Below are 26086 nucleotides of genomic sequence, written 5' to 3'. Positions count from 1 at the left end.
GACGCGGGCTCCCGGGGTCAATGGGTACTTGGACCAGGAGCCCGCGAGTCCGTCATTACTCGACGGTGCCGGAGACGACCGGCGCGGCGATGACGACCTGATGGCCGGACAGCTGGGCCGCAGTGTACTTGCAGGACGCGTTCGCCCTCCAGGGGATGGGCGAGCTGAACGCCGGAGGCGGCGGATCCTGCGAGGGGTCGTGCGCGTCTTTGATGAGGTACGACTCCACGTTGTAGGACGCGTAGGTGAACGCCTTGCTCGCGGCGAACGGCTCGATGGCCACCGGGCCCTCGGCGCCGCCGATGCAGCCGTCACCGTCGCCGTTCTGCGCGATGCGGTTGAACCAGGGGTCGGACACGAGGAAGGTCGCGCGCGACGAGCCGAAGTGGGCGATGGCGACGTTGTTCGCGGGGGGCAGCGGGAGGATCTGCCGCACCGTGTCCGGGCGGTCGCGGTCGTGCGGCCAGCCCGTCCACAGGATGCGCTCCTGGACCCAGATGAGGGTGGAGCTGTCGTGCTGGCCGTTCTTGCCGTTCCACTTGCCGTCGCCGTTGGTGTCGACGAAGCGCTCGTGCGGGTCCCACGTGCCGTTGTCGTTGTTGTCGACGAAGGGCTCGGTCAGGTCCTCGAACGGCTCGCCCTGATCCCACTGGCCGTTGTTGTTGTTGTCGTCGTAGGCCTCCTCGCCCGTGGTGACGGCGATGATGGAGACCAGGTTGTCGCGGGGGTTGTTGATCTTCCCGGGGCGCAGCGGGTCGTTGCGGCGCGGCTCCGGACGGGGAACGAACGGATCCGGCGCGGCACCGCCATACGCCAGCACCGGGTTCACCTCCCACAGGAACGGGTGCATCCACAGCGGCGCGAGGTACTCGCCCGTGTGGGTCGCGTCATTGACGGGCGTCCAGGTGAACTCCCCCGGCTCCACGTCGTCCGGCAGCGGCAGCGAGGTCTTGTAGAGGACCTGCGCGTTGCCCACCACGTCCGTGACGGACGTCGCCGTCGGCCCGATGGTGCCGGCCTCCGTGAGGAAGGACACCTGCGCGCCCTCGAGGCCGTCGCCGTTGCGATCGCCCACGTGCGCGATGCAGTTCACCTTCACGCCGGCGATGAGGTTGCGCGTCTCGTCCCAGGCGCCGACGGCGTGGTGCGCGCCGGAGCCGTCACCGGAGAACGAACCGCACTGGAAGGTGAGCTGGCGGGCGCTGGAGTTGGTGCCCGCGAAGCTGATGACCGGCGAGATGGCCGTCTTGGCCTCCGCCCCGTCACCCGCCGTGGCCACCACCACCGCCGAGGCGACACGGCCGCCCCGGGCCACCACCTGCACGGAGACGATGCCGTCGCCGGGGTTGGTCGTCCCCTCGGTCGGCGACAGCTCCACGCCCGGGACCTCGGACTGGAGCGAGAACCGCACTTGCGTGCCGGCTTGCGCCTGGCCACGCGTATCCACGGCGCGGAAGCGCAGCGTGGTGATTTCTCCCAGCCGCGGTCGAGCCGGAGACTGATCCACGAACTCAAGCGTGGCAGGAGCCGGCGATGAGCACGCCAACAACACCATGCTCGCGAAGGCCACCCACGAGGCCAGACCCGAACGCATCAGCGGAGACTCCTTGACGAAGAAGGAAGCACGCTGTGCGCGAGCAGCGCACAGCGCATCTTCGCCATCTTCCTGGTCAACCTGCCGTCCAGTCAAGGACAGGACAGGAGGACCTGGTGCCGACTTGCATCCGGACGGGGGGATCCGGATGTGGGTGTCAGGCGATGGTGCCGCTGAACATCACCCGGGCAACCCCGAGCAGGCGGTCCACGTCACGGGCAGTGAGGCCCCGGGCGCGCGCGAAATCAGACAGGGGACGCAACAGGTCCTCCGTCTGGGCAAGGGTCTGCTCCGTTCCCGTGAACAGCTCTCCCAGGCTGACGCCGAGGGCGTTGGCCAGGGCCGCGAGCGTCTCCACATGGGGGACACGCTCGCCACGCTCGATCATGGAAAGGAACGAGACGCTGATCTGAGCCCGTTCTGCGAGCTCTTCCTGCGTCCACCGCTCCGGCCTCTGCGTACGAAGCTCGCGGATGCGCTGGCCGATTCGTTTTCCGAGGTCCGACACGAAATACTTCTCCTGGCTGCTTGGGGGTTGTTGGAACCACCTGGGACACCGGGGGATTCCTAGCCGCCTGAACCGAAGGCTCCGAACCCAGTGACAATGAGGTTGACACCGGAAAATTCCAGTCCGCTGTCACGCCGCTTCGTCACCACCCCTTCGATGCGCCAGCAGTTGCAAGCTGGCCCATAGGACACGCCCAGTGTCTGCTGGGCGAAGGGCTTGTACTCTTGGTTTGTAGAATCCTGGTAAAGCGGCTGCACCAATGCTTCGTACCGCACCCCGAGGCCAAATCCGAGCGTCAAACGCGTACCCACGATGAGGGCCTGAGCTCGTTTGGCAGGAGGGAGGCCGGGTGTTTCCCTGGATACACTGCCTACCAAGGCATCCAGTGGCCTTCGGATGGCGTCCGGACCGCTCAAGAACGGATTTTCCCCCAAATCGATCGCGTCCTGGCTCGTCGACAAGATGTCGTCGTAGCGCGCGTAGAGCGCGTGGCCCTTGCCGTCATCCAGGTTGAGGTCGGCGCTGAGCTGGGTGAGCCGGCCCTCGTTGGGGTCGAAGCGCACGAGCCCGCCCGCGGTGAGCCAGCCCGCGCGCGCGGAGAGCCGCGCGAAGGTGTCTCGGAGGATGGGCTGATCGTCGTCGGGCCTGCCGCCGATGATGGGCGCGTAGTGGGACAGGTCGAAGCCCTGTCCGACGCGCAGGCGCAGGGGCTCGACGGAGTTCGTCCCCGTCTTCACCCGCAGCGTTTGATCGACGGCGAGCACCGCCTGGAAGAAGCCCTGCGTGCGCCCGTCGAAGCGCAGCGGCACGGCGCGGTCGATCTCGTCGTAGGGCTGCGCCTTCGCGCCGGGCTCGTGGTTCCACCCCGCGGACGGCACCCTGCCCCACCCGCCCGGCACGTAGCGCAGCTCCAGTGACGGCGAGATGGCGTGGCGGAACGAGGACTTGCTGCCGGTCCACGTGCGCGCAAGCTGGCTCTCGAGCATCAGCCCCGCGACGGGATAGCCGCGCTGCCACGTCCTCCCGGACACCTCGCCCAACCACACGTCCTGGCGCAGGCCGAGCGACGGCGTCAGTTGCGCCACGTCGCCCAGCGCCACCGACGTGGTGAGGCGCGGCGTGAAGTCGACGCGGTCGCGCGACTCGCGGTCGTCGAAGTCGAAGATGCCGTTGGACTGGCCGGGGTCCGCGGGCCGCTTGCCCGGGTCGGCCGGGTCGGGCACGAAGAAGAACGGCGTGTAGGTGCCGTTGGCCCGGAAGACGTCGATGCCGTCGTCGGCGAAGCCTCCCGTCATGGGTGCCTGACGCGTGTACTCGGCGCGCAGGCCACCGACGAGCCCGCCGAACAGCGGCCGCTCGGGCAGCGCCGCCACCAGCCCGGGCAGGCGCTGGAACGTCTTCGGCGTGGGGACCTCCGGACGCGCCGGGTCGAGCTGGGACGGGACACGGTTGGTCTGGAAGAAGCGGTAGGCCGTGCGGATGTCCTGGCGGAGGGACACATCCAGGCCCACGTACGAGTCCTCCTTGCGGCGGAACACCGTGGCGGTGCTGCGGATGTAGTCGAGCTCGCGCGCGATGACGTCGGCGGTGAGGTCGCGCGTGTAGAACCCGTCCGAGACGAAAGCCGCGTCGACCCGGTCCACCCAGCCGTCCCCCAGGTCCTGGTAGTGCTGCCAGGACGCCTCGCCACGCAACCCGCGCGGGGCGTTGACGTAGCGTCTGGGCTGACCGTCCACCTGAGGGTAGAAGTAGAAGTCGCTGGCGGTCGGGTCGATGAGCGGCCGGCTGTCGTGGAGGAGGCCCAGCGTGGCGCGGCCCCGTGTCTTCTCGCTCGGGACGTAGCGGAACTCCGTGAGCAGCCGTGGCCCGCGCACACCGTTGATGTGGGGCTGCGTGTACTCGATGACCGGCTGTCCATCGACCGGAGGGTTCGGGAAGGTCAGGTCCTGCAGCGGCTTGCCCACGTAGAAGCCGGGCGTGAACGTCAGGTCGTAGCTGCGCCCCAGCGTGAGGAAGACGGGCTGGCTGAGGGTGAGGCCGTTGACGCCGGAGAAGGTCGGCTGGGGCAGCAGCAGACCCGAGCGCCGCTCCGCCAGGGGCAGGTAGAGCCAGGGCAGCGCGAACACGGGCACGGACTGGACGTACACGACGGGCCAGGACAGCGTGGCGCGCTCGCCGAGCACGACGTTCGCGGAGCTGGCCTCCACGCGCCAGCTCGGGTCCCCGGGGCCACACTCGCACGGGGTGAAGGCGAGTTCGTCCACGACGAAGGCGTTGGGCCCGGTGCGGCGGATGCGGCTGCCGCTGAGGAGCACGGGCGTCTCGCCCATGGCGCGCAGCTCCTGCGGCGTCTTCGCCGTGAGCAGCGCCTCGAACGTGACGCCCTTCTTCTGCATGAAGAGGCCACCCTGGAGCGTGGCCTCGAAGCTGCGCAGGTCCACCCGGACGTCGTCCGCCACCGCGGCCATGCCGCCGGGGCCCACGAACATGACGTTGCCGGTGGCCGTGGCCACCTGGTTCGCCTCGTCGTACGTCACCTCATCCGAGCGCAGCAGCATCTCGCCGGTGCGCAGCTCGCAGTGGCCGCGCGCGGTGAGGACCTGCTTGTCGGCCTCGTAGGTGAGGAAGTCCGCCGCCAGCTCCACCGTCTCGCCCGAGGGGAGCTGGACCTGGGTGGCGAGCGGAATCTGCGCCGACGACACCAGCAGCGCTGCGGCGAGCGGGACGAGGAGGCTCATTCAGGGGTGCAGGGTATGCCGCGCCACGGCCGCGCGGCGGCCCTTATCACCGACCCGTGCGCTGAAAATCCAACGAAATGACGTTGCCGTCCTGGTGCGCCTGCACCGGCGACTGCTGACGCAGTTGGACGGTGACTCGCACGTTGCGGCCGTCCGCGTCCGCGTCCACCCGCGTGACGGGCGAGTTGAAGTAGGACGTGTCCAGCGGACGGGTGTTGTTGCTCAGGTCGATGCGGCTGTTCTCCAGCTCCAGCACCACCGCGTTGCCCTGCTCGCTCACGGTGTAGCGGGCCGGCTCGTTGGTGCGGATGAACACGCGCGAGGAGCCCTGCTGCTGCTGGAAGCCCACGAGCGTCATCGTCTTGCGACGGGACGAGACCTCCACGGAGCCACCGCTGGACACCTCGCGGCGCGGCTGGGACGCCATGGCGAGGCGCTCCTGCTGACGACGCTCGCGCTCGGCGCGGGCCTCCTCCTCGCGTTGACGACGGGCATCGGCGGCCTCCTCGGCGGCGGCCTGCGCGGCGGCGCGCTTCTCCTCGGCGGCCGTCTTCGCGGCGGCGCGGGCATCCTCGGCCTGGCGCTTCTTCTCCTGGGCGGCCTCCTCCGCGGCGGCGCGCTTCTCGTCCGCGGCGGACTGCGCGGCGGCGGCGCGAGCCTCCGACTCCTGGCGCTTGCGGTCCTCGACGGCGGCCTTCGCGGCGCGGGCCTCCTCCTCACGCTGGGCGGCGGCGCGGGCCTCCGCCTCGCGCGTCTGGCGCTGGCGCTCCTCCTCATCGGCCCGGGCGGCGGCAGAGGCCTCCGCGGCGGCCTTCTCCTGCGCCTGACGCTCGGCCTGGGCGGCGGCCGCGGCCTGGGCGGCGGCCTTCTCCTGCGCTTGCCGCTCGGCCTGTGCCGCGGCGGCGGATTCGGCGGCGGCCTTCTCCTGCGCCTTGCGCTCGGACTCGGCGGCGGCCGCGGCCTGGGCGGCGGAGCCATCCGTCGTGGGCTGCGCGGCGGCGGCCTCCGGCTGGGTCGGGGCCTGGGCCACGGCGGCACCACCGGCACCCGCGACGCGGATGACGAGCTGGCTGTCGTTGGCCTGGATGTCGGTCTCCACCTCGCGCTCGAAGCCGATGAGCACGCGGGCGATGGCGGACTCATCCGAGCCGTAGCTGGCGGTGCGGATGCCCGTCACGGTGCCGTTGCCCACCTGCAGCTCCTCGGGCACGCCGGAGAAGACGGCCTCGGAGATGTCGATGACGAGCCGCGGCGGGTCCGTCATGGTGAAGGTGGTGAAGTTGGGCTTCTTCGAGCCGGAGATGGTCACCGTCCCGCCATTCACCTGCACGTTGGTGATGGTGTTCAGGCCCGCAGGAGCTTGCGCGAGCGCCCAGAAAGGCACGAGCACGACACCGAGCAGCCACACCGCTGAGGCCTTCATCGACCACTCCCGTTCATGTTGACAGAGGGCGCGGATGGTAGCACGCGCGCATCCCCCTCCAACTTTCCAGCCAGACAGGCCTTCAGCGCAGGCGCGGCAAAGCCGGCGAGCGATTCCGGTGCGTCCGGGCGTACTCGATGAGGTTCTTGATGTCGTAGCAGATCTGCCGGATGTCGTGCCCCATCGTCAGCTCGATGTGGCTGTTGCCCTTCACGGGCCGCCAGAGGAGGTATTCACTCTTCGCGGCCCGGTACACACTCCGGGTGGACTCCACCGAGGCCAGGGGGTCCATGTCCCCGAAGATGATGGCCATGGGGATGGCGATCTTCTCGAAGCCGCGCTTGAAGTCGTACCCGGTGCGGTAGCAGACCATCTCTCCCCGGCGGATCCACCGGGCGAACTGCTCCAGCACCTTGCGCGGCTCGCGCTCGCCGCCCTCACGCAAGAGCCAGCGGATATCGTCGGTGCCCACACGTTCCGGGTTGATGAGCCGGTTCAGGCGCGTCTGCAGTTGCTGGTAGACGGGCGAGTCCTCCGCCTTGCCGATCTGCCGCTCCACGAACTTGAGGATGAGGTCCACCGGCACGGCCTTGAAGCGCAGCGCCCGCCGCTCCTCCGGCTCCAGCTTGCGCCCCAGCCCCGCGTTGAGCGTGCCCAGCCCTCGCGACAGCAGCCGCTGGCCGAGGCCCCCCACGTCGCCGCCCAGGTTGAGCCCGGCCAGCGTCATGTCGATCATCCCGCCGACCAGCGGCGCGCCGTGCGCCAACAGGCGCAGCAGCATGAAGCCCCGCCCCAGGTCCGCGGGCGAGCCGATGGTGATGAGGCCCTCGAAGTCGTCGTGGATGCCGGCGTAGCCATAGCCGATCATCCCGCCCATGGAGTGGCCACAGTAGAAGACGCGCTCGCGCCGGGTGATGCGCTTCACCCCGGAGACGGCCGCCGGCAGGTCGTAGAGGAAGTAGCTGTCGATGTCCCAGCCGTAGTCCAGGTCCGGCGGCAGCGGGCGCTTGAAGCGCTCGGCCCGCTCCCGCTGGAAGGCGATGGAGCTCTTGCCGTGGCCGCGCAGCTCGAGGATGTGGATGTCCACGCCGAAGAAGAGCAGGTTCTTGACGAACTGCCCCGCCGTCCACGTGTGCCGGTTCTGGGAGAAGCCGTGGACCAGCAGCAGCGGCTCACCGAACAGCGGTTGGGCGAAGGGCTGCTTCACCGGGCGGTAGCGCGTGATGACCAGCGACCAGCCATCCGCCGTCTCCACCACGTACTTCGTCTTCGAGTAGAGCGCCCGGAAGTCGACTTCGTCGATGGAGGGTGTGGGTGGCCCCGAGGTCGCGGGGGCTCTCCAGTCCGGCAGGCGCATGTCTTGAATCTACGGCGGCTGATGCAACGCGCCAAGGATTCAGACCGTTTGCCCTCGGGACTCGGCCGCCGTGCACCCGGTCTCCGCCCCGCCGGGTCTCCTGTATCGAGCCGCCGTTGAAACGTGAATCAGCCGGCGCCATGTTTCACGACACGCCCTGGGGGGCGGGGGCTCGGGCCACCCGGGCACGCACCATGCCCACCAGGAACAGCGAGCCCGTGCACAGGACGACACCCGCCTCGCCCGCCCGGGCACGCGCGGCGGCCAGGGCCGCGTCGAGGTCCGGCCAGGCCGACACGTCCGGACACAGCGAGCGCGCCTCCTCCAGGTAGGTCTCGGGCGCCAGCGAGCGCGGCGTGTCCAGGGGGGTGAGCTGCACGGAGGCGCATCGGGGGAACAGCGCCCGCATCATCGGCCCCCGGTCCTTGTCCGCCACCACGCCGAAGACGCAGTGCGGGCGCCTTCCCGGGTACAGGGCCTCGAGCGACGCCAGCAGCACCTCCACACCCGCCGGGTTGTGCGCGCCATCCAACACCAGGGTGGGCCGCGCCCCCACTTCCTCCAACCGCCCCGGCCACCGCGCCGTGGCCAACCCCCGCCGGGCGGCCTCGGGGGTGACGTGGATGCCCCCCGCGTCGAGCAGCTCGAGGCAGGCGAGCGCCACGGCCGCGTTCTGCCGTTGGTGGGGCCCCCGCAGGGAGAGCGAGAGGTCGTCCAGGCGCCAGGAGGCTCCGTGGAAGGACAGGCGACCTGACGAGGAGACCGCCAGCTCGAAGTCTCGCCCCTCGAGCCGCAGTGGCGCGCCCACGGCGTGGGCCCTCGCGGCGATGGCCTCCAACGCCTCCGGGGCCTGGCGCGACACCACACACGGCACGCCCGGCCTCAGGATGCCGGCCTTCTCCCCGGCGATGGAGGCCAGCGTGTTCCCCAGGTACTCCATGTGGTCGAAGGACACGGGGGTGATGGCCGTCACGCGCGCGGGCGAGGCCGTGGTCGCGTCCAGCCGCCCGCCCAGGCCCGTCTCCAGCACGACGACGTCCACGCCCACGCGAGCGAAGTGCCACAGCGCCACCACGGTGCCGAACTCGAAGTACGTCATCGGCTCGGAGAGGGCGGAGGGGTAGCGCTCCAGCACGTCGAGGATGGCCTGTCCGAAGTCCGCGTCGGAGATGTCCACGCCGTCCACGCGGATGCGCTCGTTGACGCGCACCAGGTGCGGTGACGTGTAGAGCCCCACGCGGTGGCCCGCGGCCTGGAGCGCCGTGGCGGCGAAGGCGCAGGTGCTGCCCTTGCCGTTGGTGCCCGCGACGTGGAGCACCGGGGCGAGTCGCTCGGGATGACCGAGCGCCTCGAGCGCCTCCCTCACCCGCTCCAACCCCAGCTTGATGCCGGAGGGGTTGAGCCGGGCGAGGAAGGCCAGGGCTTCAGCGGGCGTGCGGGGCGCGTCCATGACTGCCACCCCGCCCGCTCAGCCCAGCAGGCCGAGAATCTGGCCCAGCTTCGCGCGCAGGTCCTTGCGGTTGATGATGTTGTCGATCATCCCGTGCTCGAGCAGGAACTCCGAGCGCTGGAAGCCCTCCGGCAGCTTCTGGCGGATGGTCTGCTCGATGACGCGCGGACCGGCGAAGCCGATGAGCGCCTTGGGCTCCGCGAGGATGACGTCCCCCAGCCAGGAGAACGACGCGGCCACTCCGCCCGTCGTCGGGTGCAGCAGCACGGAGATGTAGGGCTTGTTGCCGGTGCGGAAGCGCGCGATGGCCGCGGACGTCTTCGCCATCTGCATCAGCGAGAAGATGCCCTCCTGCATGCGGGCGCCGCCGGACGCGGAGAAGATGAGCGCGGAGCACTTCAGCTCGTGCGCGCGCTCGAACACGCGCGTCACCTTCTCACCCACCACGGAGCCCATGGAGCCGCCCATGAACTCGAACACGAAGGCGCCCACGGACACCTGGTGCCCCATGATGCGGCCCACGCCGGAGATGAACGCGTCGTTCTCCTCCAGGCTCTTGCGCGTGGACTTCAGGCGGTCCTTGTACTTCTTCGAGTCACTGAACCCGAGCGGGTCCTGCGGCTCCAGCTCCTTGTCGAACTCCTCGAAGCTGTCCGGATCCAACAGCGTCGCCAGGCGCGAGCGAGCGGGCCACGGGTGGTGGTGGTCGCAGTGCGGACACACCATCCAGTGCTTCTCCAGCTCCTGCCGGTAGATGATCTCGTCGCAGTTCTCGCACTTGGACCAGAGGCCCTCCATGCGGGACGGACGGGGCTCGGCTTGCTGCTCGGTATCGACGGCGATGCGGGGCTTCTTCGAAAACCAGGCCATTGGCGGCGGGGGTTAATCCGACCGCTCCCGCCCGTCAACCGTTCCGTGTGGCGCGGCGCGCCACCTACAGCTCGAACTGGTCACCCAGCTCCAGGACCTCCACCGGCATGGACGCCAGCTCCTTCTTCAGTTGCGTCACGAAGGCGGGCTTGAGGTGGTACAGGAGCACGGAAGCCCCGTTGCGCTGGAACTTCTGGAGCTCCAGCCCCAGGGTGTGCGGCGTCAGGTGGCCGGAGATGTCCGCCAGGGACTGGAGCTTGTTGGGGAAGGAGGTCTCCAACAGGAGCGCCTTGAGGTTCTTCGTCTCGTTGAGCGCCTTCCAGAGCTTGTCGGTGGGCCCGGTGTCGCCGCTCATGGCGAGCGCGCTCTTGCCGTTGGAGATGATGAAGCCGCACGACTCCACCGGGTGGCTGACGGGCACGCTGCGCACCGTGTAGGGCCCGACCTCGAAGGTGCCCCCGGCGCGGAACGTCTTGATGCGCAGCACGGGGTTCGACTTCGTGGGGATGCGGGTGAAGTCCGGCCAGAGCGCGTTGTTGAACATGTTGTCGCGCAGGGCCTTGGCGCACTCGCGCGACGCATGGATGGTGACGGGCTTGTCCCGGCGGCCGATGACCAGGTCCGCCATCAGCGGCAGGTCCTTGACGTGGTCGAAGTGGCTGTGGCCCACGAGCACGTGGTCCACGCGGCACAGCTCCTCCAGCGACAGCGTCCCCGTCAACGCCCCCGCGTCGAGCGCGAGGACGTCGTCCACGAGGAAGCACGTGCTCTTGCACGTGGGGAGCTCGCCACCGTGGCAGCCGAGGACACGCAGCTTCACGCTAGAGGTCTCCGAACTTCCACTTCATCTCCAGGTATTGGAGGAAGTCGTGGAGTCTGGCCGTGTCATACACGGTGACTCTGTCACCACTGGTCGCGACGAGGCCGGCGCGGGCCAACCGGTCGAGCACGCTGCGGACGGCGGGCTCGCCCACGCCGATCTGGCGGGGCATCTCGCGCACGGGGAAGTCGACCTCCGTGCTGCCGCCCTCGGAGGCACGGCCGCGCGTCTGGGCGATCTGGATGAGCTGGTGCACCACCCGGCTGGCCGGGTCGTTGTGCAGCAGGTTCTCGATCTGTGCGTCGGCCTCCGACAGCCGCTCCGCCAGCTTCTTGATCATCCGGACGGCGATCTCCGCGTTGCCGCGGATCATCGCCTCGAACGTCTTGGGGTCGATGACCAGCAGCCGCGCGTCCTCGTTGACCACCGCGGACGCGTTGCGTGGCTTGTTGGAGATGATGGCCATCTCCCCGAAGAACTCGCCTGGCCCGAGCACGGCCAGGACCTTCTCCACGTCGCGCACGCGCTTGGAGATGGAGACCTTGCCCGCCTGGATGACGAACATCTCCTTGCCGGCTTCTCCCTCGCGGAAGAGCTCGGTGCCCTTGGGGAATTCCTTGCCGAAACGTTGAAAGAGGGTTTCCTCGGCGCCCATCCTGCGGCGAGTCAATCAGTCCCCTCCCCCCTGGTCAAATTCCCTTTTGGCCACGACGGGCGCCCGCTGTAGCCGCAAACCCGACACCTCCGAATCAGGAGCCGAGACAACGGGGGCGCTGGCCGGTACAAGGCCGGCCCGTGGGAACGACCTACAAGCAGTCCGGAGTGGATATCGAGGCCGGCGACGCCTTCGTCGACCGAATCAAGCCCTACGCCGCGCGCACGATGCGCCCGGAGGTCCTCGCGGGGGTCGGCGGCTTCGGCGGCCTGTTCGCCCTGCCCCCGGGCAAGTACCGGGAGCCGGTGCTGGTGGCGGGCACGGACGGGGTGGGCACCAAGCTGAAGGTGGCCTTCGCCGCGGGCCGGCACGGCACGGTGGGCATCGACCTGGTGGCGATGTCGGTCAACGACATCCTCACCTGCGGCGCGGAGCCGCTGTTCTTCCTGGACTACTTCGCCACGGGGCGCCTGGAGGTGGACGCGGCGGCCGAGGTGGTGAAGGGCATCGCGCAGGGCTGCGAGCAGGCGGGGTGCACGCTGCTGGGCGGCGAGACGGCGGAGATGCCGGGCTTCTACGCGCGGGGCGAGTACGACCTGGCGGGCTTCTGCGTGGGCGTGGTGGAGCGCTCGGCCATCATCGACGGCAAGGGCATCCGCCCCGGTGACGCGCTCATCGGCCTGACGTCCTCGGGCCTTCACAGCAACGGCTACTCGCTGGCGCGCAAGGTGCTGCTCGAGGACGCGAAGCTGGCGCTGGACGCGACGCCGGAGGGCCTGGGCCGGCCGCTGGGCGACGCGCTGTTGGAGCCCACGCGCATCTACGTGAAGGACGCGCTGGCGCTGGCGCAGGCCGTGAAGGTCAAGGGCATGGCGCACATCACCGGCAGCGGCATCCCCGGCAACCTGCCCCGGTGCCTGCCGGACGGCACGCGGGCGGTGCTCAGCGAGCGCGCCTGGGTGAAGCCGCCCATCTTCGACCTCATCGCCCGGCTGGGTCAGGTCGCCCGGGACGAGATGTTCAACACGTTCAACATGGGCCTGGGGCTCATCGTCGTCGTGGCGAAGGAGGACGTCGCCCGCGCGCTGGAGGTGCTGACCCAGCGCGGCGTGCAGGCGTCTGAAGTGGGCCGCGTGGAGGCGGGCCAGGGCGAGGCGACGGCGGTCATCGAGCCATGAGCGCCTCCCGGGCGCGGCTGGGCGTGCTCGTCAGCGGCAGCGGGAGCAACCTCCAGGCGCTGCTCGACGCGTGCGCGCGCCCGGACTACCCGGCAGAGGTGGCGTGCGTGGTGTCCAACGTCGCCACCGCCTACGCGCTGGAGCGGGCTCGCGCCGCGGGCGTGCCCGCGGTGGTGGTGGACCACAAGGCGCACGCATCCAAGGTGGATTTCGAGCAGGCCCTCCTCGGCGCGCTGCGCGAAGCCCGCGTCGAGTGGATCTGCCTGGCGGGGTTCATGCGCCTGTTGAGCGCGGACTTCCTGGGCCGCTTCCCCGGACGGGTGCTGAACATCCACCCGTCCCTCCTGCCGTCCTTCCCGGGGCTGCATGCCCAGCGGCAGGCGCTGGAGCGTGGGGTGAAGGTCGCCGGCTGCACGGTGCACTTCGTCGACGCGGGCACCGACACGGGGCCCATCATCGGCCAGGCCGCGGTGCCGGTGCTGCCGGACGACGACGAGAAGAGCCTCGGCGCGCGCATCCTCGTCGAGGAGCACCGCCTGTACCCGCTCGCCGTGCGGCTGGCGGTGACGGGGCAGGTGTCTCTCGAGGGGGCGCGCACCCGCGTGGCGGCGCGGGCGACCACGGACGCGCTGGCGCTTCGAAGCCCCGGGGCGATGGAGTGACGAGAGGGCCCCCGCCCTCGCCGGACGCGAGCGGCACCGAGCCCGTCGAGTCGCGCGGCGATTCCGAGACGGCTCTCCACCTCTCTTCGCCGGACGGAGGCGCGGGCACCGCCCCGCGTCCCGGGAGCGATGACGAGGCAGGGGTTCGCGCGCAGGCATCCGACCGGCGCGGAGCAGCCGCTTCGCGGCCCCTGAGAGAAGATGAAGTGGCGGGGGCTCTCCCCAGGCCCCCCTCGCAGGCCGACACGGCAGCCGCCCGTGAGGAGCGGCGCGCGGCGCTTCGTGAGGCGCGGGTGGTCCTCGTGAGCGCGTGCCTGCTGGGCGAGGCGGTGCGCTACGACGGCCGCTCGCAGCGCTCGGAGAAGGTGCTCGCGGCGCTGGAGGGCAAGGAGGTCGTCCCCCTCTGCCCCGAGGTCGGCTCGGGCCTTCCGATTCCGCGCCCGCCCGTGGACCTGAGCGGCGGCACGGGCGTGGACGTCTGGGCGGGACACGCACGCGCCCTCGAGCGCGAGGCCCGAGTGGACCGCACGGAGGACTTCCAGCGTGGCGCGCGGCTTGCGCTCGCGGCCACGCGCCGGTTCGGCATCACCGTGGCGCTGCTGAAGGAGAAGAGCCCCTCGTGCGGGAGCCAGCGCGTGTACGAGTCCGGAACGCTCCGGCCCGGGGAAGGCATCACCACCGCCCTGCTCCGGGCCGAGGGCGTCACCGTCCTCAGCGACGAGGACCTCTAGCGCCCTCGCGCGAGGGCAGCACGAACGGGTCGCCCTCCAGGGGCGCGAAGCACGCCTCCACGTCCGCCTCGGAGACATCGCCCAGCGTGCCCGGGTGCCAGCGGGGCTTGTTGTCCTTGTCCACCAGCACCGCGCGGATGCCCTCACGGAAGTCCGCGCGCGCCGTCATCGCCTGGCTCAGCCGGTACTCCACCAGGGCCATCTCGTCGTAGCCGCGCGTGCGCCCCATGCGGAGCTGGCGCAGCGACACCTTGAGACTCGTGGGGCACATGCGCAGCAGCGTCGCCCACGTCTCCTGCGCCCAGGGCGAGCCCTCCGACTCGAGCGCCTGCTGGATGTCCTCCACGCGCTCGGCCGCGAAGCACCGGTCGATCGCCGCGTGCTGCGTGCCCAGGACCGACGTGCCCGCGTCCGCGTGGAAGTCCGCCAGCACCTGGTCCACCACCGCGCTCGCGCTCCCCATCCCCCACGGCGCGTCCACCAGCGCGTCGAGCACCACCTCCAGCCGGGCCGACTCGACGAAGTGCGTGCCGTAGCCGAGCCACATCGCGTCGGCCGCGTTGCAGCGCGCGCCCGTCAGGCCGAGATACGTCCCGGACTCGCCCGGGAAGCGCGGCAGGAACCAGCCGCCGCCCACGTCCGGGAACAGGCCGATGGCCGTCTCCGGCATCGCCAGCACGAGCCGCTCCGTGACGACGCGGTGGGAGCCGTGCATGGACAGCCCCAGGCCCCCTCCCATGCAGATGCCATCCACCAGGGAGATGTACGGCTTGCCGAGGTGGTGGATGCGGTGGTTCAGCGTGTACTCCGCGCGGAAGAACTCGCGCGACAGCCGCTCGCCGCTCCCGGTGGGCGCCGCATCCACCACGGACGCGGCCACCGCGCGCACGTCGCCCCCCGCGCAGAACGCCCGACCGCCCGCGCCTCGGATGACCACGGCCTTCACCTCCGGGTCCGCCGCCCAGGCCTCCAGCCGAGGGAGCAGCACCCGGCACATGTCCAGGCTCAGCGCGTTGAGCGCCTTGGGGCGATTCAGCGTCACCACGCCCACCGCCCCACGCGTCTCCCACAGCACGTCATCGCTCATGGAAGCGGGGATATCAGCCATGCGGCCCGGGCGCGCGGTTTCCGTGGACCCGCCCTCCCCCCAGCGCGTTATGGGTGGGAGACCATGACACTCTCCGACACGCCCCTGCGCGCCGCCATCTTCGACATGGACGGCACCCTGGTCGACAACATGGTGTTCCACAACCAGGCCTGGGTGGCCCTCGCCCGGAGGCTCGGGCTGTCGCTCACGGCGGACGACTTCCAGACGCGCTTCGCCGGCCGGAAGAACGAGGAGATCCTCCCGGAGCTCCTGGGCCGCCCCGTCGACGCACGGGAGCTGGAGCAGCTCGCGGACGAGAAGGAGACCCACTACCGCACCCTCTACCGGCCCCACCTGCGGCTGCACCGGGGCGCGGAGGCGCTCATCACCCGGCTGCGCGCCGCCGGCATCCCCCTGGCCATCGCCACGGCCGCGCCCCAGGGCAACCGAGAGCTGGTCATCGACGGGCTGGGGCTGCGCCCCACCTTCGACCGCATCGTCGGCGCCGAGGAGGTCTCCCGCGGCAAGCCCGCGCCCGACATCTTCCTCGCCGCGGCGAAGGGCCTGGGCGTGGAACCCTCCCGGTGCCTCGCCTTCGAGGACGCCATCCTCGGCGTGCAGTCCGCCCGCGCCGCGGGCATGGCCGTGGTGGGACTCACCACCACGACCTCCGGCGCCCAACTGCGCGAGGCCGGCGCGGCCTGGATCCTCGAGGACTTCGTCACCCTGCCCCAGGACCTGGAGGCGCGGCTGTTCGGGCCCCGCGCCTGAGTCACCGGCGCATCAGCTTTGGGGGGACTTCCGCCGGGCCTGGAATCGACCCCGCGCCAAAAGAGCGCCAGCGGCGAGGACGTTGTGTAGTGTTGCCCGCCGCATGACGTCCGCAGCCAAACTCAAGCTTCCCTCGGGCCCGTCCCGGCACGTGTACGACGTCATCGTGCTGGGCAGCCAGCTCGGTGGCGCGCTCACCGCGGCGCTGCTGGCCAAGCGCAACCACCGCGTCCTCCTGGTGGAACACGACGGCATGGGGCCGGGGTACGAGCACGGCGGCTACGTGCTCCCCTACGCGCCCTTCGTCGCGCCCCCGCTCAAGGCCATGCCCGCCGTGGAGGAGGCCCTCACGGAGCTGGGCCTCACCACCGCCGTGCAGCGCGCCTTGCGCCCCCACGCGCCGGAGCTCCAGCTCGTCCTGCCCCGGAACCGGATGGACCTGCACGGGGATGCCGCCCGCCGCAAGGCCGAGGTCACCCGCGAGCTGGGTGAGGACGGCGAGGCGCTCCTGGGCGCCATCGCCGGCACCGCCGCGCAGCACGAGGCGAGCGACGCCTTCTTCAAGGACAAGCCCGAGCTGCCCCCCGACGGCTTCTTCGAGGGCTGGGGCCTCAAGAAGCTCATCAAGTCCCACCCCGGCCTGGAGTCCGCGCCCCGGCTGGTGTCGGACGCGCCCGCCGCCGCGCTCGTGCGGGGGCTGCGCCCCTTCATCTCCCACCTGGAGAAGCCCGAGTCGCCGCTCGCGCTCACCCGCCCCCTGTCCCAGGTGCTGTCCGCGCCGTCCACCTTCACCGGCGGCCACGAGGGCCTGCGCGAGCTGCTCACGCGGCGCGTGTCGGAGCTGGGCGGAGACGTGCTCAACCGCGACAGCCCCACGGGCTTCATCGTCGAGGAGATCTCCTTCGACGGGAACAAGTTCGCGGGCGTGAAGCTGGTGCGCTCGGACACGCTCTACCGCGCCTCGTGCCTCGTCGCCGCGACGGACTCGGGCGCGCTGCGGCGGCTGGTGAAGACCGACAAGAAGCACCACCGCGACCTGCTCGAGCACCTGGACCAGTCCAACACCCGCTCCATCCTCTTCACCGTCAACTGGGTGGTGCCGGAGACGGCCCTCCCGCGCGGCATGGGCGAGCTGACGCTGGTGGACACCGAGGACCCCGAGCTGGGGGCCATGCTGATCCAACTCCACCCGGCGCGCACCGCCCCGGGCAACGCCAAGGAGAGCAAGGACGTGGAGGGCGTGCGCGTGGTGTGCGCCGGCGTCTTCGTCCCCGCCTCCGCCCGCGACCTGGGCGAGGAGTACCTCCACGGCGTGGCCGCGCGCATCGACGCCCGGCTCGACGCGGTGATGCCCTTCACCGCCCAGCACCGGCTCCTGCGCTCGGCGCCCTACCTGGACGCCGGGGACGTGCGCGGCAGCCGGCTCATGCCCCACCCGCTCTACAGCTTCGAGTCCGAGGCCTTCCTGGGCGTCACGGGACTGAGCCAGCGCACCCCGGTGAAGAACCTGCTCCTGGCGGGGCGGGAGGTCCTCCCTGGCCTGGGCCTGGAGGGCGAGCTGCTGGCCGGCGCTCGCGCGGCGAGGCTGGTTCAGGACATGCTGAAGAAGAAGGATCCGCTCAAAGGCTGATCCAAAACGGCCGAAAGGCTGGATTTCCAAGCGGCTTTCTGGCAGGTTCCGCCGCTCTTTTCATGGCAGGCGTCCAACGCCCCAGTTTTCAAGGAGTTAGAGGTCATGGCGTGGAAGTGTGACATCTGTGGCAAGCGTCCGCTCGTCGGCAACAACGTCAGCCACGCGAACAACAAGTCCAAGCGGCGCACCCTCCCGAACCTGCAGAAGGTCCGGGCGAGCGTCGAGGGCCGTACGGAGCGCGTTCTGGCCTGCACCCGCTGCATCAAGGCGGGCAAGGTGACGAAGGCCGCTTGAAGCATGGCGCTCGAGGGTGGGGACCTCACGCGCTTCATCGTCGAAGATCCCTCCCACCGAGCGGCTCCATCGCCGCGCGGACGACCTAGATCTGCTCTCCGTCAGGTCGGTCGTCCGCCGGCTGCATGATGAAGATATCGCCGCCGTTCAGGCGGTCCGGCCAGCGCTCTCCGCCATCGCGGATGCGGCGACGGCCGTCGCGGAGGCATTGCGGGCCGGTGGACGGCTCCTTTACGTGGGCGCGGGCACCAGCGGTCGTCTGGGCGTGCTCGACGCCAGCGAGTGTCCTCCCACCTTCGGGAGTGCTCCCTCCCAGATCCAGGCACGCATCGCCGGCGGACGCCGCGCGTTGACTCGCGCCGTCGAAGGCGCCGAGGACGACACCGACGCGGGCACCCGCGACGTGCGCGAGTTCCAGCCGACGGCGAGGGACGTGGTGTGCGGCGTCACCGCCAGCGCCTCCACCCCCTACGTGCGCGCCGCGCTGCGCGAGGCGAAGCGACGCGGAGCCCACACGGTGCTCGTGTGCTGCAACCCGCCCCGCGCTCGCGAGGACGTGGACACGCTGGTGCTGGCGCGCACGGGGCCGGAGCTGGTGGCGGGCTCCACGCGGCTGAAGGCCGGCACGGCGACGAAGCTCGTCCTCAACGCCATCACCACCGCCGCCTTCGTCTCCCTGGGCAAGGTGTACCGGGGACGGATGGTGGACCTGCGCCCGGCCAACGCGAAGCTGCGGGCGCGCGCGGCGCGCATGGTGGCGGAGCTGACGCAGCTCCCCCCCGACGCGGCGACGAGGCTGCTCCAGGACGCCGGGGGCGAGGTGAAGCTGGCGCTGGCCATGCACTTCACCGGGTTGGACGCCCGCCAGGCACGCAAGCGTCTGGCGGAGAACGGCCTGCGAGCGCTCGAGCCTTCGAGACGTAAGCATGCGCACGCCCCGCCCGCCCGGCCACGGCGGCGTGTGGGGGGTGGGACCTAGACTTGGAGGCATGCGCCTCCCATCTCCCCTCTCGGATTCCCAGCGCGCCCGCCTGTGCGTGGGCCTGCTGTCGGGCACCAGCGCGGACGCCGTGGAGGCCGCCCTCTGCGAGGTGACGGGCACCAGTGACACGGCGCGCCTGCGGCTGCTGTCCCACGTCTCCGTCCCCTTCCCGTCCGCGCTCGTCGCCCGGATGCTGGGCCCCCAGGACGCGGCGAGCCTGAGCCGGCTCGACTTCGAGCTGGCCGAGCACTTCGCGCACGCCGCCCTCCAGGTGCTCGCGAAGGCCCACGTGGCGCCCTCGGACGTCGCGGCCATCGGCTCGCATGGCCAGACGATGGCCCACCTCCCGCCGGGCACCACGGACCTGCCCTCCACGCTCCAGATTGGCGAGCCCGCCGTCATCGCCGAGCGCACCGGCCTGCCCGTCGTGAGTGACTTCCGCACACGCGACGTCGCGGTGGGCGGCCAGGGCGCGCCGCTGGTGCCCTACCTCGACTGGGTGCTGTTCCGCGGCGCCGACGCGCCCCGCGTGCTGCTGAACCTGGGAGGCATCGCCAACGTGTCCGTCGTGAGCCCCCGGCTGGAGGACACCCTCGCCTTCGACACCGGCCCCGGCAACATGGTGCTGGACGGACTGGCGCGGCGCGTGACGGATGGCACGCTGCGCTGCGACCTGGACGGCTCGCTGTCGCGCCAGGGCGCGGTGATTCCCGCGCTGCTGGAGGAGCTGCTCGCGGACCCGTTCCTCGCCCAGCCCCCGCCCCGCTCCACCGGCCGGGAGCGCTACGGCGACGTGCTGGTGGATCGACTGTGGACGCGCTTCCCGGGCCAACCCCACGACCTGATGGCCACCGCCCTCGAGTTCACCGTGGAGAGCGTCGCCCGGGCCTGCGAGACGTGGATACGCCCCCACGCCGCCGCCCTGGAGGCGGTGTACGCCTCGGGAGGAGGCACGCGGAATCCGCACCTCATGGAGAGACTGGGAGCGAGACTGAATCCCCTCCCGGTGCGTCCGCTGGACACGCTCGGTTTCCCGGAAGGTGCGAAGGAGGCCGCGTTGTTCGCCCTGCTGGCCGCCGAGTACCTGGTGGGGACCGCAGCGAATGTCCCGTCGGCGACTGGCGCGAAACGCCGAGTCGTTCTAGGTAAGCTGACACCGTGAGCAGCGTGAACCTGATGGCCCGCGAGGTGGCCGCCAAAATCGTCTTCTACGGGCCTGGCCTGTCGGGGAAGACGACCTCGCTGCGAAAGATCTACGAGACGGTCCGCCCCGCGCACCGAGGCGAGATGATGTCCATCGCCACCGAGGGTGACCGGACGCTCTTCTTCGACTTCCTGCCCGTGAAGGTCGAGCGCGTGGGCGACTGCTCCGTGCGCCTGGCGCTGTACACAGTGCCCGGACAGGTCTTCTACAACGCCACGCGCAAGCTGGTGCTCCAGGGCGCCGACGGCGTCGTCTTCGTCGCGGACTCGCAGCCGGAGGCCATGGACGCCAACCGCGAGTCGCTCGCGAACCTCGAGGAGAACCTCTTCGAGCACGGCATCCGCCTGGACCGCTTCCCGCTGGTGATGCAGTGGAACAAGCGGGACCTGGAGAACGTGCTGCCCGTGGAGGAGCTCCGCAAGGAGCTCAACCCGCGCAACGTCCCCGAGTTCGAGACGGCCGCCACCAATGGTCGCGGAGTGCTCGACGCCCTCAAGGCCATCACCCGGCTGGTCATCAAGGACCTGCGCGCCAAGCGCATCGTCCCGCCCCCGCGCCCCGTCAATCCGGTGGGCGCGTCACAGCCGGCGGGCCTGGAGGCGCAGCTCACGCAGCACCTGCAGCACCGCCAGCAGCCCGCGCCGCCTCCCGCCGTCGCCCCGGCGGGCCACGGCGCCGTCGCGGCCGTGGCGCCCGTGCCCCACCGACCCTCCGGCTCCTTCGCCGCGGTGGCCCCGCCTCCGCGCGTGGAGCCGCTGCCCACCGTGGCGCCCGTCGTCGTGGTGCCGCCGCCCGTCGCCGCCGTCACCCAGCCCGCATCGAAGCTGCTGGGCGCCGCGAGCGCGCTCGCGCCGGGCGACCTGTTCGACCACGCGCGCGCCGCCGAGGCCGCCTTCTCGGCCGGCAACTACTCCACCTGCGTCACCGCGTGCACGGACGCCATCCGCCGCGCGCTGGCGTATGCCGGCGAGGGGACGCTCGCGCAGCAGGCGTTCCTCCTGCGCGTGGACGGCACCGACCTCCTCCGCGTGCAGGGGCTGGCCACGCAGCCGCACCTGCGCGTGGACGACGCCGCCTTCGCCCTCTACGTGCTGATGCAGACGCTCGTGCGCCTCAACGCGGTGGGCCTGCCCGCCGCGGAGTAACCCCGGGCGGGCCGCCCCGCCTCAGCGCGGGGCGGTGAGCTGCAAGAGGCCCATGCGGTGCAGCTTCGCCAGCGTCTTGAGCGTCTCCAGCTCACGCGCCGGGCTGGCCAGGACGATGGTGGACACGTCCCACGTCCCGCTCACGAGCCCGGCGATCTGCCGCTCCTCCGGCTTGAGCAGCGACATGCCCTGCGGGTCGTGCACCACGAGCGGGATGAGCAGCGGCGGCATGTCCGCGTAGAGCGCGGCCACGTGCTCGCGCTGGACCAGCCGGGCGAACTCGCGCACGCGCCGGTCCGCGGGGTCGCTCGCCAGGAGCGACGCACACACGATGCCCGCCGCGTCGAACTGGCCCTCGCGCATCAGCACCGCGCCCTTCTCCAGCATCTCCGCCACCGGGTCCGCCTCCACCTGCGGCGCCCCCTCCACCTCCACCAGCTTCGCGCGCAACAGCTCGTACACCCGCCGCGTCACCGACGAGCGGGACACGCCCATGGACAGGCGCAGACGTCCCAGGTTCTGGGGCGTGGCGCACAATCCCAGGATGATGCGGTGCATGAGCGGCTGGTTGGGACTGGGCGGCGCCAGCGCGCGGACGCTCAACGCATCGATGGGGAGCGCCTTGTCCACGTCCGGCTGCTCGTCCACCCAGCGCAGCGACTCGAAGAGCAGCTCGCGGATGCTCATGTCCGAGGGAACCCAGTCCTCACCGGAGCGGTCCGCGTCCTCCGTCCAGTGGAACGTGCCACGCCCGGCGATGGTCAGGTCCGTCATCGCCGCGAACAGCTCCTCGCGCCCCAGGTCACGGACCCACTTGGAGTGCACGCCGTGGACGTCGAAGGCGGCGTCCACGTCCGGCGTGCGCGACAGCTCGTCGAAGGCCGCCAGCACCTTGGTGCCGGACGCCAGCTTCGACAGCGCCAGCAGCCGCGCCACGCGCCCGCGCAGACCCTCCGAGGCCGTGGCGCCCACCTGGCCGGACAGCAGGAAGAGCTTCCGCTCGCCGGCCTCCCAGGAGAGCTGGAGCGTGCCCGTCTTGCGGGAGCTGTCCAACCATTGAAGGAACTCGGGAAGCGGATAGCTGAAGAGGTCGCCGTGGAGGGCCATGCGTTCGGAAACGAGGATACAGTCGCCAGCCGTGCGCGTCGCGCTCCTGTTCATCGATGGCGTGGGCATCGGCCGGAAGGACCCGGCCCTCAATCCGCTCGCCCACCGGGAGCACCTGCTATCCCGCTTCCAGGACGCCCCCGGTCCGCCCCTGCCGGAGGACGGCCGCTTCATCGCCGTGGACCCCACGTTCGGCGTGGGCGGCCGCCCGCAGTCCGCGTCGAACCAGACGGCCATCCTCACCGGTGAGCCCGCGCCGGCCCTCGTCGGGAGCCACGTGCTCGGCTATCCCAACGCGGCCCTGCGCGCCCTGCTCGCCGAGCGCTCCATCATCAAGCGCCTCCAGGCTGCCGGGCGCACCGCCACCTTCGCCAACGCCTACCCCGCCGCCTACCTCGACGCGCTCGGCGTGCCCCGCCGCGAGACGGACCGCCCGCCCGAGTTCACCTTCCCGCCGGAGGCCCTCCGCCGCATGAGGCCCTCCGCCGCCAAGCTGGCCTTCGCCGCGGGGGACGTGCCCCTGCGCACGCTGAAGGACGCGCGGGCCGGGGACGGCCTGGTCCACGACATCACCAGCGCCACCGCCCGGGCCCACGGGCTGGAGGTCCCCGAGCGCTCCCCCGAGAAGGCCGCGGACATCTTCTGGCACATCGCCTCCGGCGCGGACTTCACCTTCTTCGAGCACTACCTCGCGGACGAGGCGGGACACGCGCAGGACCTCGCCGCCGCGCACCGGGCGCTCGACACGTTCGACGCCTTCCTGCGCGCCGTCGTGGCCCGGCGCCCGGCCGACGCCCGGGTGCTGGTGTGCAGCGACCACGGCAACGTCGAGGACCTGTCCACGCGAGGCCACACCCTCCACCCCGTCCCCGTGCTCTACTTCGGCCCGGACGCGCCGGAGGTGGAGGCCTTTCGCACCGTCGCGGACGTGGGCCGGGTGGTGCCGCGCTGGTTGGGAGTGGAGTGAGGCTCGTGACGACGGGATGGACGCGGCGGACCGGGGCGCCCCCCCGCGCGCTGGCGCTGCTGGTGCTGGGGCTCCTCGCCGGCTGCGCGGCGCCGCTGCGCACCCGCGTGCCCGCGGCGGAGGTGGCCGAGAAGATGGGCTCCGCCGTCGCCAGCACGACGCCCGGCGGGGCCGTCATCACCGTCGAGTACCGGGAGCGCGACGCCAACGCCGCCGCCCAGGTGCGCCTCGCGGTGGAGCGCGCGCTGCCCCGGCTCGCCCGCTGGGGCACCTTCGACGACCCCGTCACCATCATCGTCCACCCCAACCACGCCGCCCTGGAGCGCGCCGCCAACCGCTCGGGCCACGACTTCCTGCGCGCCTGGGCCCGCTACGAGCAGATCGAACTGCAGAGCCCCCGCACGTGGACCCTGCTCGGCGCCAGCCAGCCCCAGGTGGACGAGCTGCTCCTGCACGAGCTCACCCACAGCCTCATGTACCAGGTGGCCTCGGACCGGATGGGCTGGACGCGCAAGCGCATCCCCCTGTGGTTCCGCGAGGGCATGGCCTCCTACACCGCCGAGCAGGGCTACCGCGTCCCCAGCCTGGAGGACCTCGCGCGCTTCTGGGGCAGCCCGTCCGGCGCGGACCCCATCGCCCAGGCGGACACCCTCTACCGAGGCGACAGCGACATCGTCTACGGCGCCGCCCACCACGCCTTCACCTTCCTCGTGCGCCGTTACGGCGAGCCCGCGGTGCGGGGCATCCTCCACGCCATGAGCCAGGGCCCCGACTTCCCCGAGGCCTTCGTCGAGGCCGTGGGCCTCCCCCCGGACGCCTTCCTCCGGGACTTCCGCCACTACATCCTGTGGCGGGGCTTCAAGGGCGGCCGCACCCTGAAGCCCCCGCCGACCCGCTGACACCCTCCGGGCCCGGCTGAACTTTTCAGTATCGGACACTGGCAGGCGGAAACAACCTGATGGCAGAATTCCCTCCGAGCTGAAATCTCCGACCCGGGAATTGGGGTTCCCGGCGCCGGACCGAGGGGGTTGCATCCAATGGCCGAGCAGCAACGGATCAGCCCTGGGCTGATCGCCGAGACCACTGACTCCGGGACCCTGCTGGAGCGCCTGCAGCGCTCCGCGGACGTCCTCGCGCGGCTCAGCGCGCCGGAGGTCTCCACGCTGTCGCCCTCCGAGCGCGAGGTCCTGCGCCAGGAGGCCTCGAGCCTCCAGGCCGTGCGCGGCGAGGTGGAGCTGCTGCTGCGCAGTTGGTCGCTGCTGACGGACACCTCGCGCAAGCTGCTCAACCTGCCGCCCAACGAGCTGGGCGCCGGGGTGCGCGCCGCCATGGAGGTGCTGGGGCGGCACATCGACGCGCAGCGCGGGTACGTGAACCTCCTGTCCGACGACGGAGAGCACCTGGCGGAGACCTACGAGTGGTGCGCCCCGGGCGTGCGCTCCTACGGCTTCGAGGCGTACCGGGGCCAGTCGGTCACATCGCTGCGGTGGACGCTCGCGCAGCTTCGCGAGGGGCGCATGGTGACCATCCCGGACACCGCCCGGCTCCCGCCGGAGGCCGCCTTCGAGCAGCGCGCCTGCGAGGGGCTGGACATCCGCTCCTACGTCAACACGCCCCTGCTGCTCGCGGGGCGGCTCATCGGCTGGATGGGCTTCGACGCGGTGGGGGTGGCGCGGGACTGGACGCTGGAGGAGCGACACCTGATGGGGCTGACGGGCCACATCCTGGTCAACGGCGTGGAGCGGATGCGCCGCGACGCACAGCTCCTGCTGGAGAAGGAGCGCGAGCAGCGGGCCCAGTCGCTGGGCATCCTCGCCGCCAGCCTCGCGCACGAGATCAACAACCCGCTCGCGTTCACCACCGGCAACCTGGAGTACCTCAAGGAGCGCCTGCCCGCCCCCGGCACGGCCATGCCCCAGGGGCTCGACGGGGAGTGTCACGAGGTGCTCGACGAGGCGCTGGAGGGCGCCACCCGCATCCAGCGCATCGTCGCGGACCTCAAGTCGATGGCCGCGCCCGCCGACGAGGCGGTGGAGCCGGTGGACCTCAAGGCCGTGACGGAGAGCACGCTGCGCATGGCGGCCAACCAGTTGCGCCACCGCGCGCAGGTGGTGCGCGACTACGCGCCGGAGCTGCCCCGGGTGCGCGGCACCACGACGAAGCTGGGCCAGGTGCTGCTCAACCTCCTGCTCAACGCGGTGCACGCCATCCCCGAGGGCCACGTCTCCAAGCACCGCATCACCGTGGCGCTGCGCGCGCGCGCCGACGACGTGCTGCTGTCCATCACCGACACCGGCTCCGGCATCGCCCCCGACGTGTTGCCCCGCATCTTCGACCCCTTCTTCACGACCCGCCGGGAGAGCCACGGCATGGGAATGGGGCTCGCCATCTGTCGCAACATCATCACCGCGCTGGGTGGCCACATCGGCGTGCGCAGCGCGCAGGGCCTGGGCACCACCGTGGAGGTCTCCCTGCCCCGCTCCGAGCACGCGCAGGCGGAGGTCGCGACGCGCAAGCCCGTCCCTCCGACGGTGGGCAAGCGCCTCCTGGTCGTGGACGACGAGCCGCGCGTGCTGGACCTCCTCAAGCGCCTGCTGCGCGGCCACGAGCTGGTCACCGCCGCCAACGGACTGGAGGCGCTCGAGCAACTGCGCGCCGACCACCGCTTCGACCTCATCCTGTGCGACTTGATGATGCCGGAGCTGACGGGCATGGACGTGTACCACGCGGTGCGGGAGACCTGGCCCGGCCTGCACGAGCGCATCGTCTTCCTCAGCGGCGGCGCCTTCACCCACGAGACGAAGCGCTTCCTCGCCGAGGTCCCCAACCGCGTCGTCACCAAGCCCTTCGAGGCCAACCACCTGCGCGAGCTGGTGACGGCCACGGACGCCTGGACGCCCCGCTGAGGCG

Annotated in this window: 23 protein-coding genes; 12 read left to right on the top strand and 11 right to left on the bottom strand. The window is 71.2% G+C overall.

Annotation, left to right across the window (positions count from 1 at the left end):
- Positions 1-55 precede the first annotated feature (55 nt).
- From LZ198_RS23090 to LZ198_RS23050, 9 genes are all read right to left on the bottom strand, one after another.
- Complete coding sequence (locus tag LZ198_RS23090; RefSeq protein WP_253974192.1) at positions 56-1594, bottom strand: hypothetical protein; 1539 nt, start codon at positions 1592-1594, stop codon at positions 56-58.
- Between the two features lie 157 nt (positions 1595-1751).
- Entirely contained in the window at positions 1752-2102 is a 351-nt protein-coding gene (locus tag LZ198_RS23085; RefSeq protein WP_141329836.1) for a helix-turn-helix domain-containing protein, read from the bottom strand.
- 59 nt (positions 2103-2161) lie between these two features.
- Positions 2162-4840: an LPS-assembly protein LptD gene (locus LZ198_RS23080; RefSeq protein WP_253974191.1), complete on the bottom strand. Its 2679-nt coding sequence runs from the start codon at positions 4838-4840 to the stop codon at positions 2162-2164.
- A 46-nt stretch (positions 4841-4886) separates the two neighbouring features.
- Positions 4887-6263, bottom strand: coding sequence for an AMIN domain-containing protein (locus LZ198_RS23075; RefSeq protein WP_253974190.1), 1377 nt, complete (start codon positions 6261-6263; stop codon positions 4887-4889).
- A gap of 82 nt (positions 6264-6345) precedes the next feature.
- A complete protein-coding gene (locus tag LZ198_RS23070) occupies positions 6346-7620 on the bottom strand; it encodes an alpha/beta hydrolase (RefSeq protein ID WP_253974189.1) in 1275 nt (424 codons plus the stop codon).
- 145 nt (positions 7621-7765) lie between these two features.
- Positions 7766-9070: a bifunctional folylpolyglutamate synthase/dihydrofolate synthase gene (locus LZ198_RS23065; RefSeq protein ID WP_253974188.1), complete on the bottom strand. Its 1305-nt coding sequence runs from the start codon at positions 9068-9070 to the stop codon at positions 7766-7768.
- Positions 9071-9088: 18 nt separating this feature from the next.
- Positions 9089-9940, bottom strand: coding sequence for an acetyl-CoA carboxylase, carboxyltransferase subunit beta (gene accD / locus LZ198_RS23060; protein WP_253974187.1), 852 nt, complete (start codon positions 9938-9940; stop codon positions 9089-9091).
- A gap of 64 nt (positions 9941-10004) precedes the next feature.
- Complete coding sequence (locus LZ198_RS23055; RefSeq protein WP_253974186.1) at positions 10005-10760, bottom strand: MBL fold metallo-hydrolase; 756 nt, start codon at positions 10758-10760, stop codon at positions 10005-10007.
- A 1-nt stretch (position 10761) separates the two neighbouring features.
- The gene (locus LZ198_RS23050; RefSeq protein ID WP_253974185.1) at positions 10762-11415 is read right to left on the bottom strand and encodes a Crp/Fnr family transcriptional regulator; all 654 of its coding nucleotides are present in this window, start codon (positions 11413-11415) and stop codon (positions 10762-10764) included.
- Between the two features lie 140 nt (positions 11416-11555).
- Here LZ198_RS23050 and purM point away from each other — a divergent pair, with 140 nt between their 5' ends.
- From purM to LZ198_RS23035, 3 genes are all read left to right on the top strand, one after another.
- Positions 11556-12593, top strand: a complete 1038-nt coding sequence (gene purM / locus LZ198_RS23045; RefSeq protein WP_253974184.1) for a phosphoribosylformylglycinamidine cyclo-ligase — start codon at positions 11556-11558, stop codon at positions 12591-12593.
- Positions 12590-13255 (top strand): phosphoribosylglycinamide formyltransferase, encoded by a 666-nt coding sequence (gene purN, locus LZ198_RS23040; protein ID WP_253974183.1) that lies wholly within the window; start codon positions 12590-12592, stop codon positions 13253-13255. Before purM ends, purN begins: the two co-directional genes overlap by 4 nt.
- Before the next feature lie 293 nt (positions 13256-13548).
- Complete coding sequence (locus LZ198_RS23035; RefSeq protein WP_253974182.1) at positions 13549-13986, top strand: DUF523 domain-containing protein; 438 nt, start codon at positions 13549-13551, stop codon at positions 13984-13986.
- Here LZ198_RS23035 and LZ198_RS23030 read toward each other — a convergent pair.
- The gene (locus tag LZ198_RS23030; protein WP_253974181.1) at positions 13967-15073 is read right to left on the bottom strand and encodes an enoyl-CoA hydratase/isomerase family protein; all 1107 of its coding nucleotides are present in this window, start codon (positions 15071-15073) and stop codon (positions 13967-13969) included. The two genes, LZ198_RS23035 and LZ198_RS23030, sit on opposite strands and share 20 nt — an antisense overlap.
- Before the next feature lie 84 nt (positions 15074-15157).
- Between LZ198_RS23030 and LZ198_RS23025 the strand changes: the two genes are divergently transcribed.
- From LZ198_RS23025 to LZ198_RS23000, 6 genes are all read left to right on the top strand, one after another.
- Positions 15158-15844 carry an HAD family hydrolase gene (locus LZ198_RS23025; RefSeq protein ID WP_253974180.1) on the top strand — a complete coding sequence of 229 codons (687 nt, stop codon included), beginning with the start codon at positions 15158-15160 and terminating at the stop codon, positions 15842-15844.
- 103 nt (positions 15845-15947) lie between these two features.
- On the top strand, positions 15948-17474 hold the full coding sequence (locus tag LZ198_RS23020; protein ID WP_253974179.1) for an NAD(P)-binding protein: 1527 nt from the start codon (positions 15948-15950) through the stop codon (positions 17472-17474).
- Between the two features lie 105 nt (positions 17475-17579).
- Positions 17580-17771: a 50S ribosomal protein L28 gene (rpmB, locus tag LZ198_RS23015; RefSeq protein WP_234063689.1), complete on the top strand. Its 192-nt coding sequence runs from the start codon at positions 17580-17582 to the stop codon at positions 17769-17771.
- Positions 17772-17787: 16 nt separating this feature from the next.
- A complete protein-coding gene (gene murQ / locus LZ198_RS23010; protein ID WP_253974178.1) occupies positions 17788-18750 on the top strand; it encodes an N-acetylmuramic acid 6-phosphate etherase in 963 nt (320 codons plus the stop codon).
- 10 nt (positions 18751-18760) lie between these two features.
- Positions 18761-19915 (top strand): anhydro-N-acetylmuramic acid kinase, encoded by a 1155-nt coding sequence (locus LZ198_RS23005; protein ID WP_253974177.1) that lies wholly within the window; start codon positions 18761-18763, stop codon positions 19913-19915.
- Positions 19912-21102, top strand: coding sequence for a GTP-binding protein (locus tag LZ198_RS23000; RefSeq protein ID WP_253974176.1), 1191 nt, complete (start codon positions 19912-19914; stop codon positions 21100-21102). Before LZ198_RS23005 ends, LZ198_RS23000 begins: the two co-directional genes overlap by 4 nt.
- Positions 21103-21123: 21 nt before the next feature.
- Here LZ198_RS23000 and LZ198_RS22995 read toward each other — a convergent pair whose 3' ends face one another.
- On the bottom strand, positions 21124-22209 hold the full coding sequence (locus tag LZ198_RS22995) for a DUF4388 domain-containing protein (protein ID WP_253974175.1): 1086 nt from the start codon (positions 22207-22209) through the stop codon (positions 21124-21126).
- A gap of 31 nt (positions 22210-22240) precedes the next feature.
- Here LZ198_RS22995 and LZ198_RS22990 point away from each other — a divergent pair, with 31 nt between their 5' ends.
- From LZ198_RS22990 to LZ198_RS22980, 3 genes are all read left to right on the top strand, one after another.
- Entirely contained in the window at positions 22241-23176 is a 936-nt protein-coding gene (locus LZ198_RS22990) for a metalloenzyme (RefSeq protein WP_253974174.1), read from the top strand.
- Positions 23177-23181: 5 nt separating this feature from the next.
- On the top strand, positions 23182-24075 hold the full coding sequence (locus LZ198_RS22985; RefSeq protein WP_253974173.1) for a gluzincin family metallopeptidase: 894 nt from the start codon (positions 23182-23184) through the stop codon (positions 24073-24075).
- Positions 24076-24213: 138 nt separating this feature from the next.
- Positions 24214-26082 (top strand): hybrid sensor histidine kinase/response regulator, encoded by a 1869-nt coding sequence (locus LZ198_RS22980; RefSeq protein WP_253974172.1) that lies wholly within the window; start codon positions 24214-24216, stop codon positions 26080-26082.
- The last annotated feature ends 4 nt before the right edge of the window (positions 26083-26086 follow it).

The organism is Myxococcus dinghuensis, assembly GCF_024198235.1.
In the GTDB taxonomy this organism is placed as follows: domain Bacteria; phylum Myxococcota; class Myxococcia; order Myxococcales; family Myxococcaceae; genus Myxococcus; species Myxococcus dinghuensis.
This window is presented reverse-complemented; position numbering and strand designations above follow the sequence as displayed.

Bases quoted from the DNA above. Each gene is read 5' to 3' on its own strand.
- LZ198_RS23090 (WP_253974192.1), bottom strand. From the start codon at position 1,594: ATGCGTTCGGGTCTGGCCTCGTGGGTGGCCTTCGCGAGCATGGTGTTG.
- LZ198_RS23025 (WP_253974180.1), top strand. From the start codon at position 15,158: ATGACACTCTCCGACACGCCCCTGCGCGCCGCCATCTTCGACATGGAC.
- rpmB (WP_234063689.1), top strand. From the start codon at position 17,580: ATGGCGTGGAAGTGTGACATCTGTGGCAAGCGTCCGCTCGTCGGCAAC.
- LZ198_RS23030 (WP_253974181.1), bottom strand. From the start codon at position 15,073: ATGAGCGATGACGTGCTGTGGGAGACGCGTGGGGCGGTGGGCGTGGTG.
- LZ198_RS23005 (WP_253974177.1), top strand. From the start codon at position 18,761: ATGCGCCTCCCATCTCCCCTCTCGGATTCCCAGCGCGCCCGCCTGTGC.
- LZ198_RS23050 (WP_253974185.1), bottom strand. From the start codon at position 11,415: ATGGGCGCCGAGGAAACCCTCTTTCAACGTTTCGGCAAGGAATTCCCC.
- LZ198_RS23020 (WP_253974179.1), top strand. From the start codon at position 15,948: ATGACGTCCGCAGCCAAACTCAAGCTTCCCTCGGGCCCGTCCCGGCAC.
- accD (WP_253974187.1), bottom strand. From the start codon at position 9,940: ATGGCCTGGTTTTCGAAGAAGCCCCGCATCGCCGTCGATACCGAGCAG.
- LZ198_RS23065 (WP_253974188.1), bottom strand. From the start codon at position 9,070: ATGGACGCGCCCCGCACGCCCGCTGAAGCCCTGGCCTTCCTCGCCCGG.
- LZ198_RS23080 (WP_253974191.1), bottom strand. From the start codon at position 4,840: ATGAGCCTCCTCGTCCCGCTCGCCGCAGCGCTGCTGGTGTCGTCGGCG.
- LZ198_RS23070 (WP_253974189.1), bottom strand. From the start codon at position 7,620: ATGCGCCTGCCGGACTGGAGAGCCCCCGCGACCTCGGGGCCACCCACA.
- LZ198_RS22980 (WP_253974172.1), top strand. From the start codon at position 24,214: ATGGCCGAGCAGCAACGGATCAGCCCTGGGCTGATCGCCGAGACCACT.
- LZ198_RS22995 (WP_253974175.1), bottom strand. From the start codon at position 22,209: ATGGCCCTCCACGGCGACCTCTTCAGCTATCCGCTTCCCGAGTTCCTT.
- LZ198_RS23075 (WP_253974190.1), bottom strand. From the start codon at position 6,263: ATGAAGGCCTCAGCGGTGTGGCTGCTCGGTGTCGTGCTCGTGCCTTTC.
- purN (WP_253974183.1), top strand. From the start codon at position 12,590: ATGAGCGCCTCCCGGGCGCGGCTGGGCGTGCTCGTCAGCGGCAGCGGG.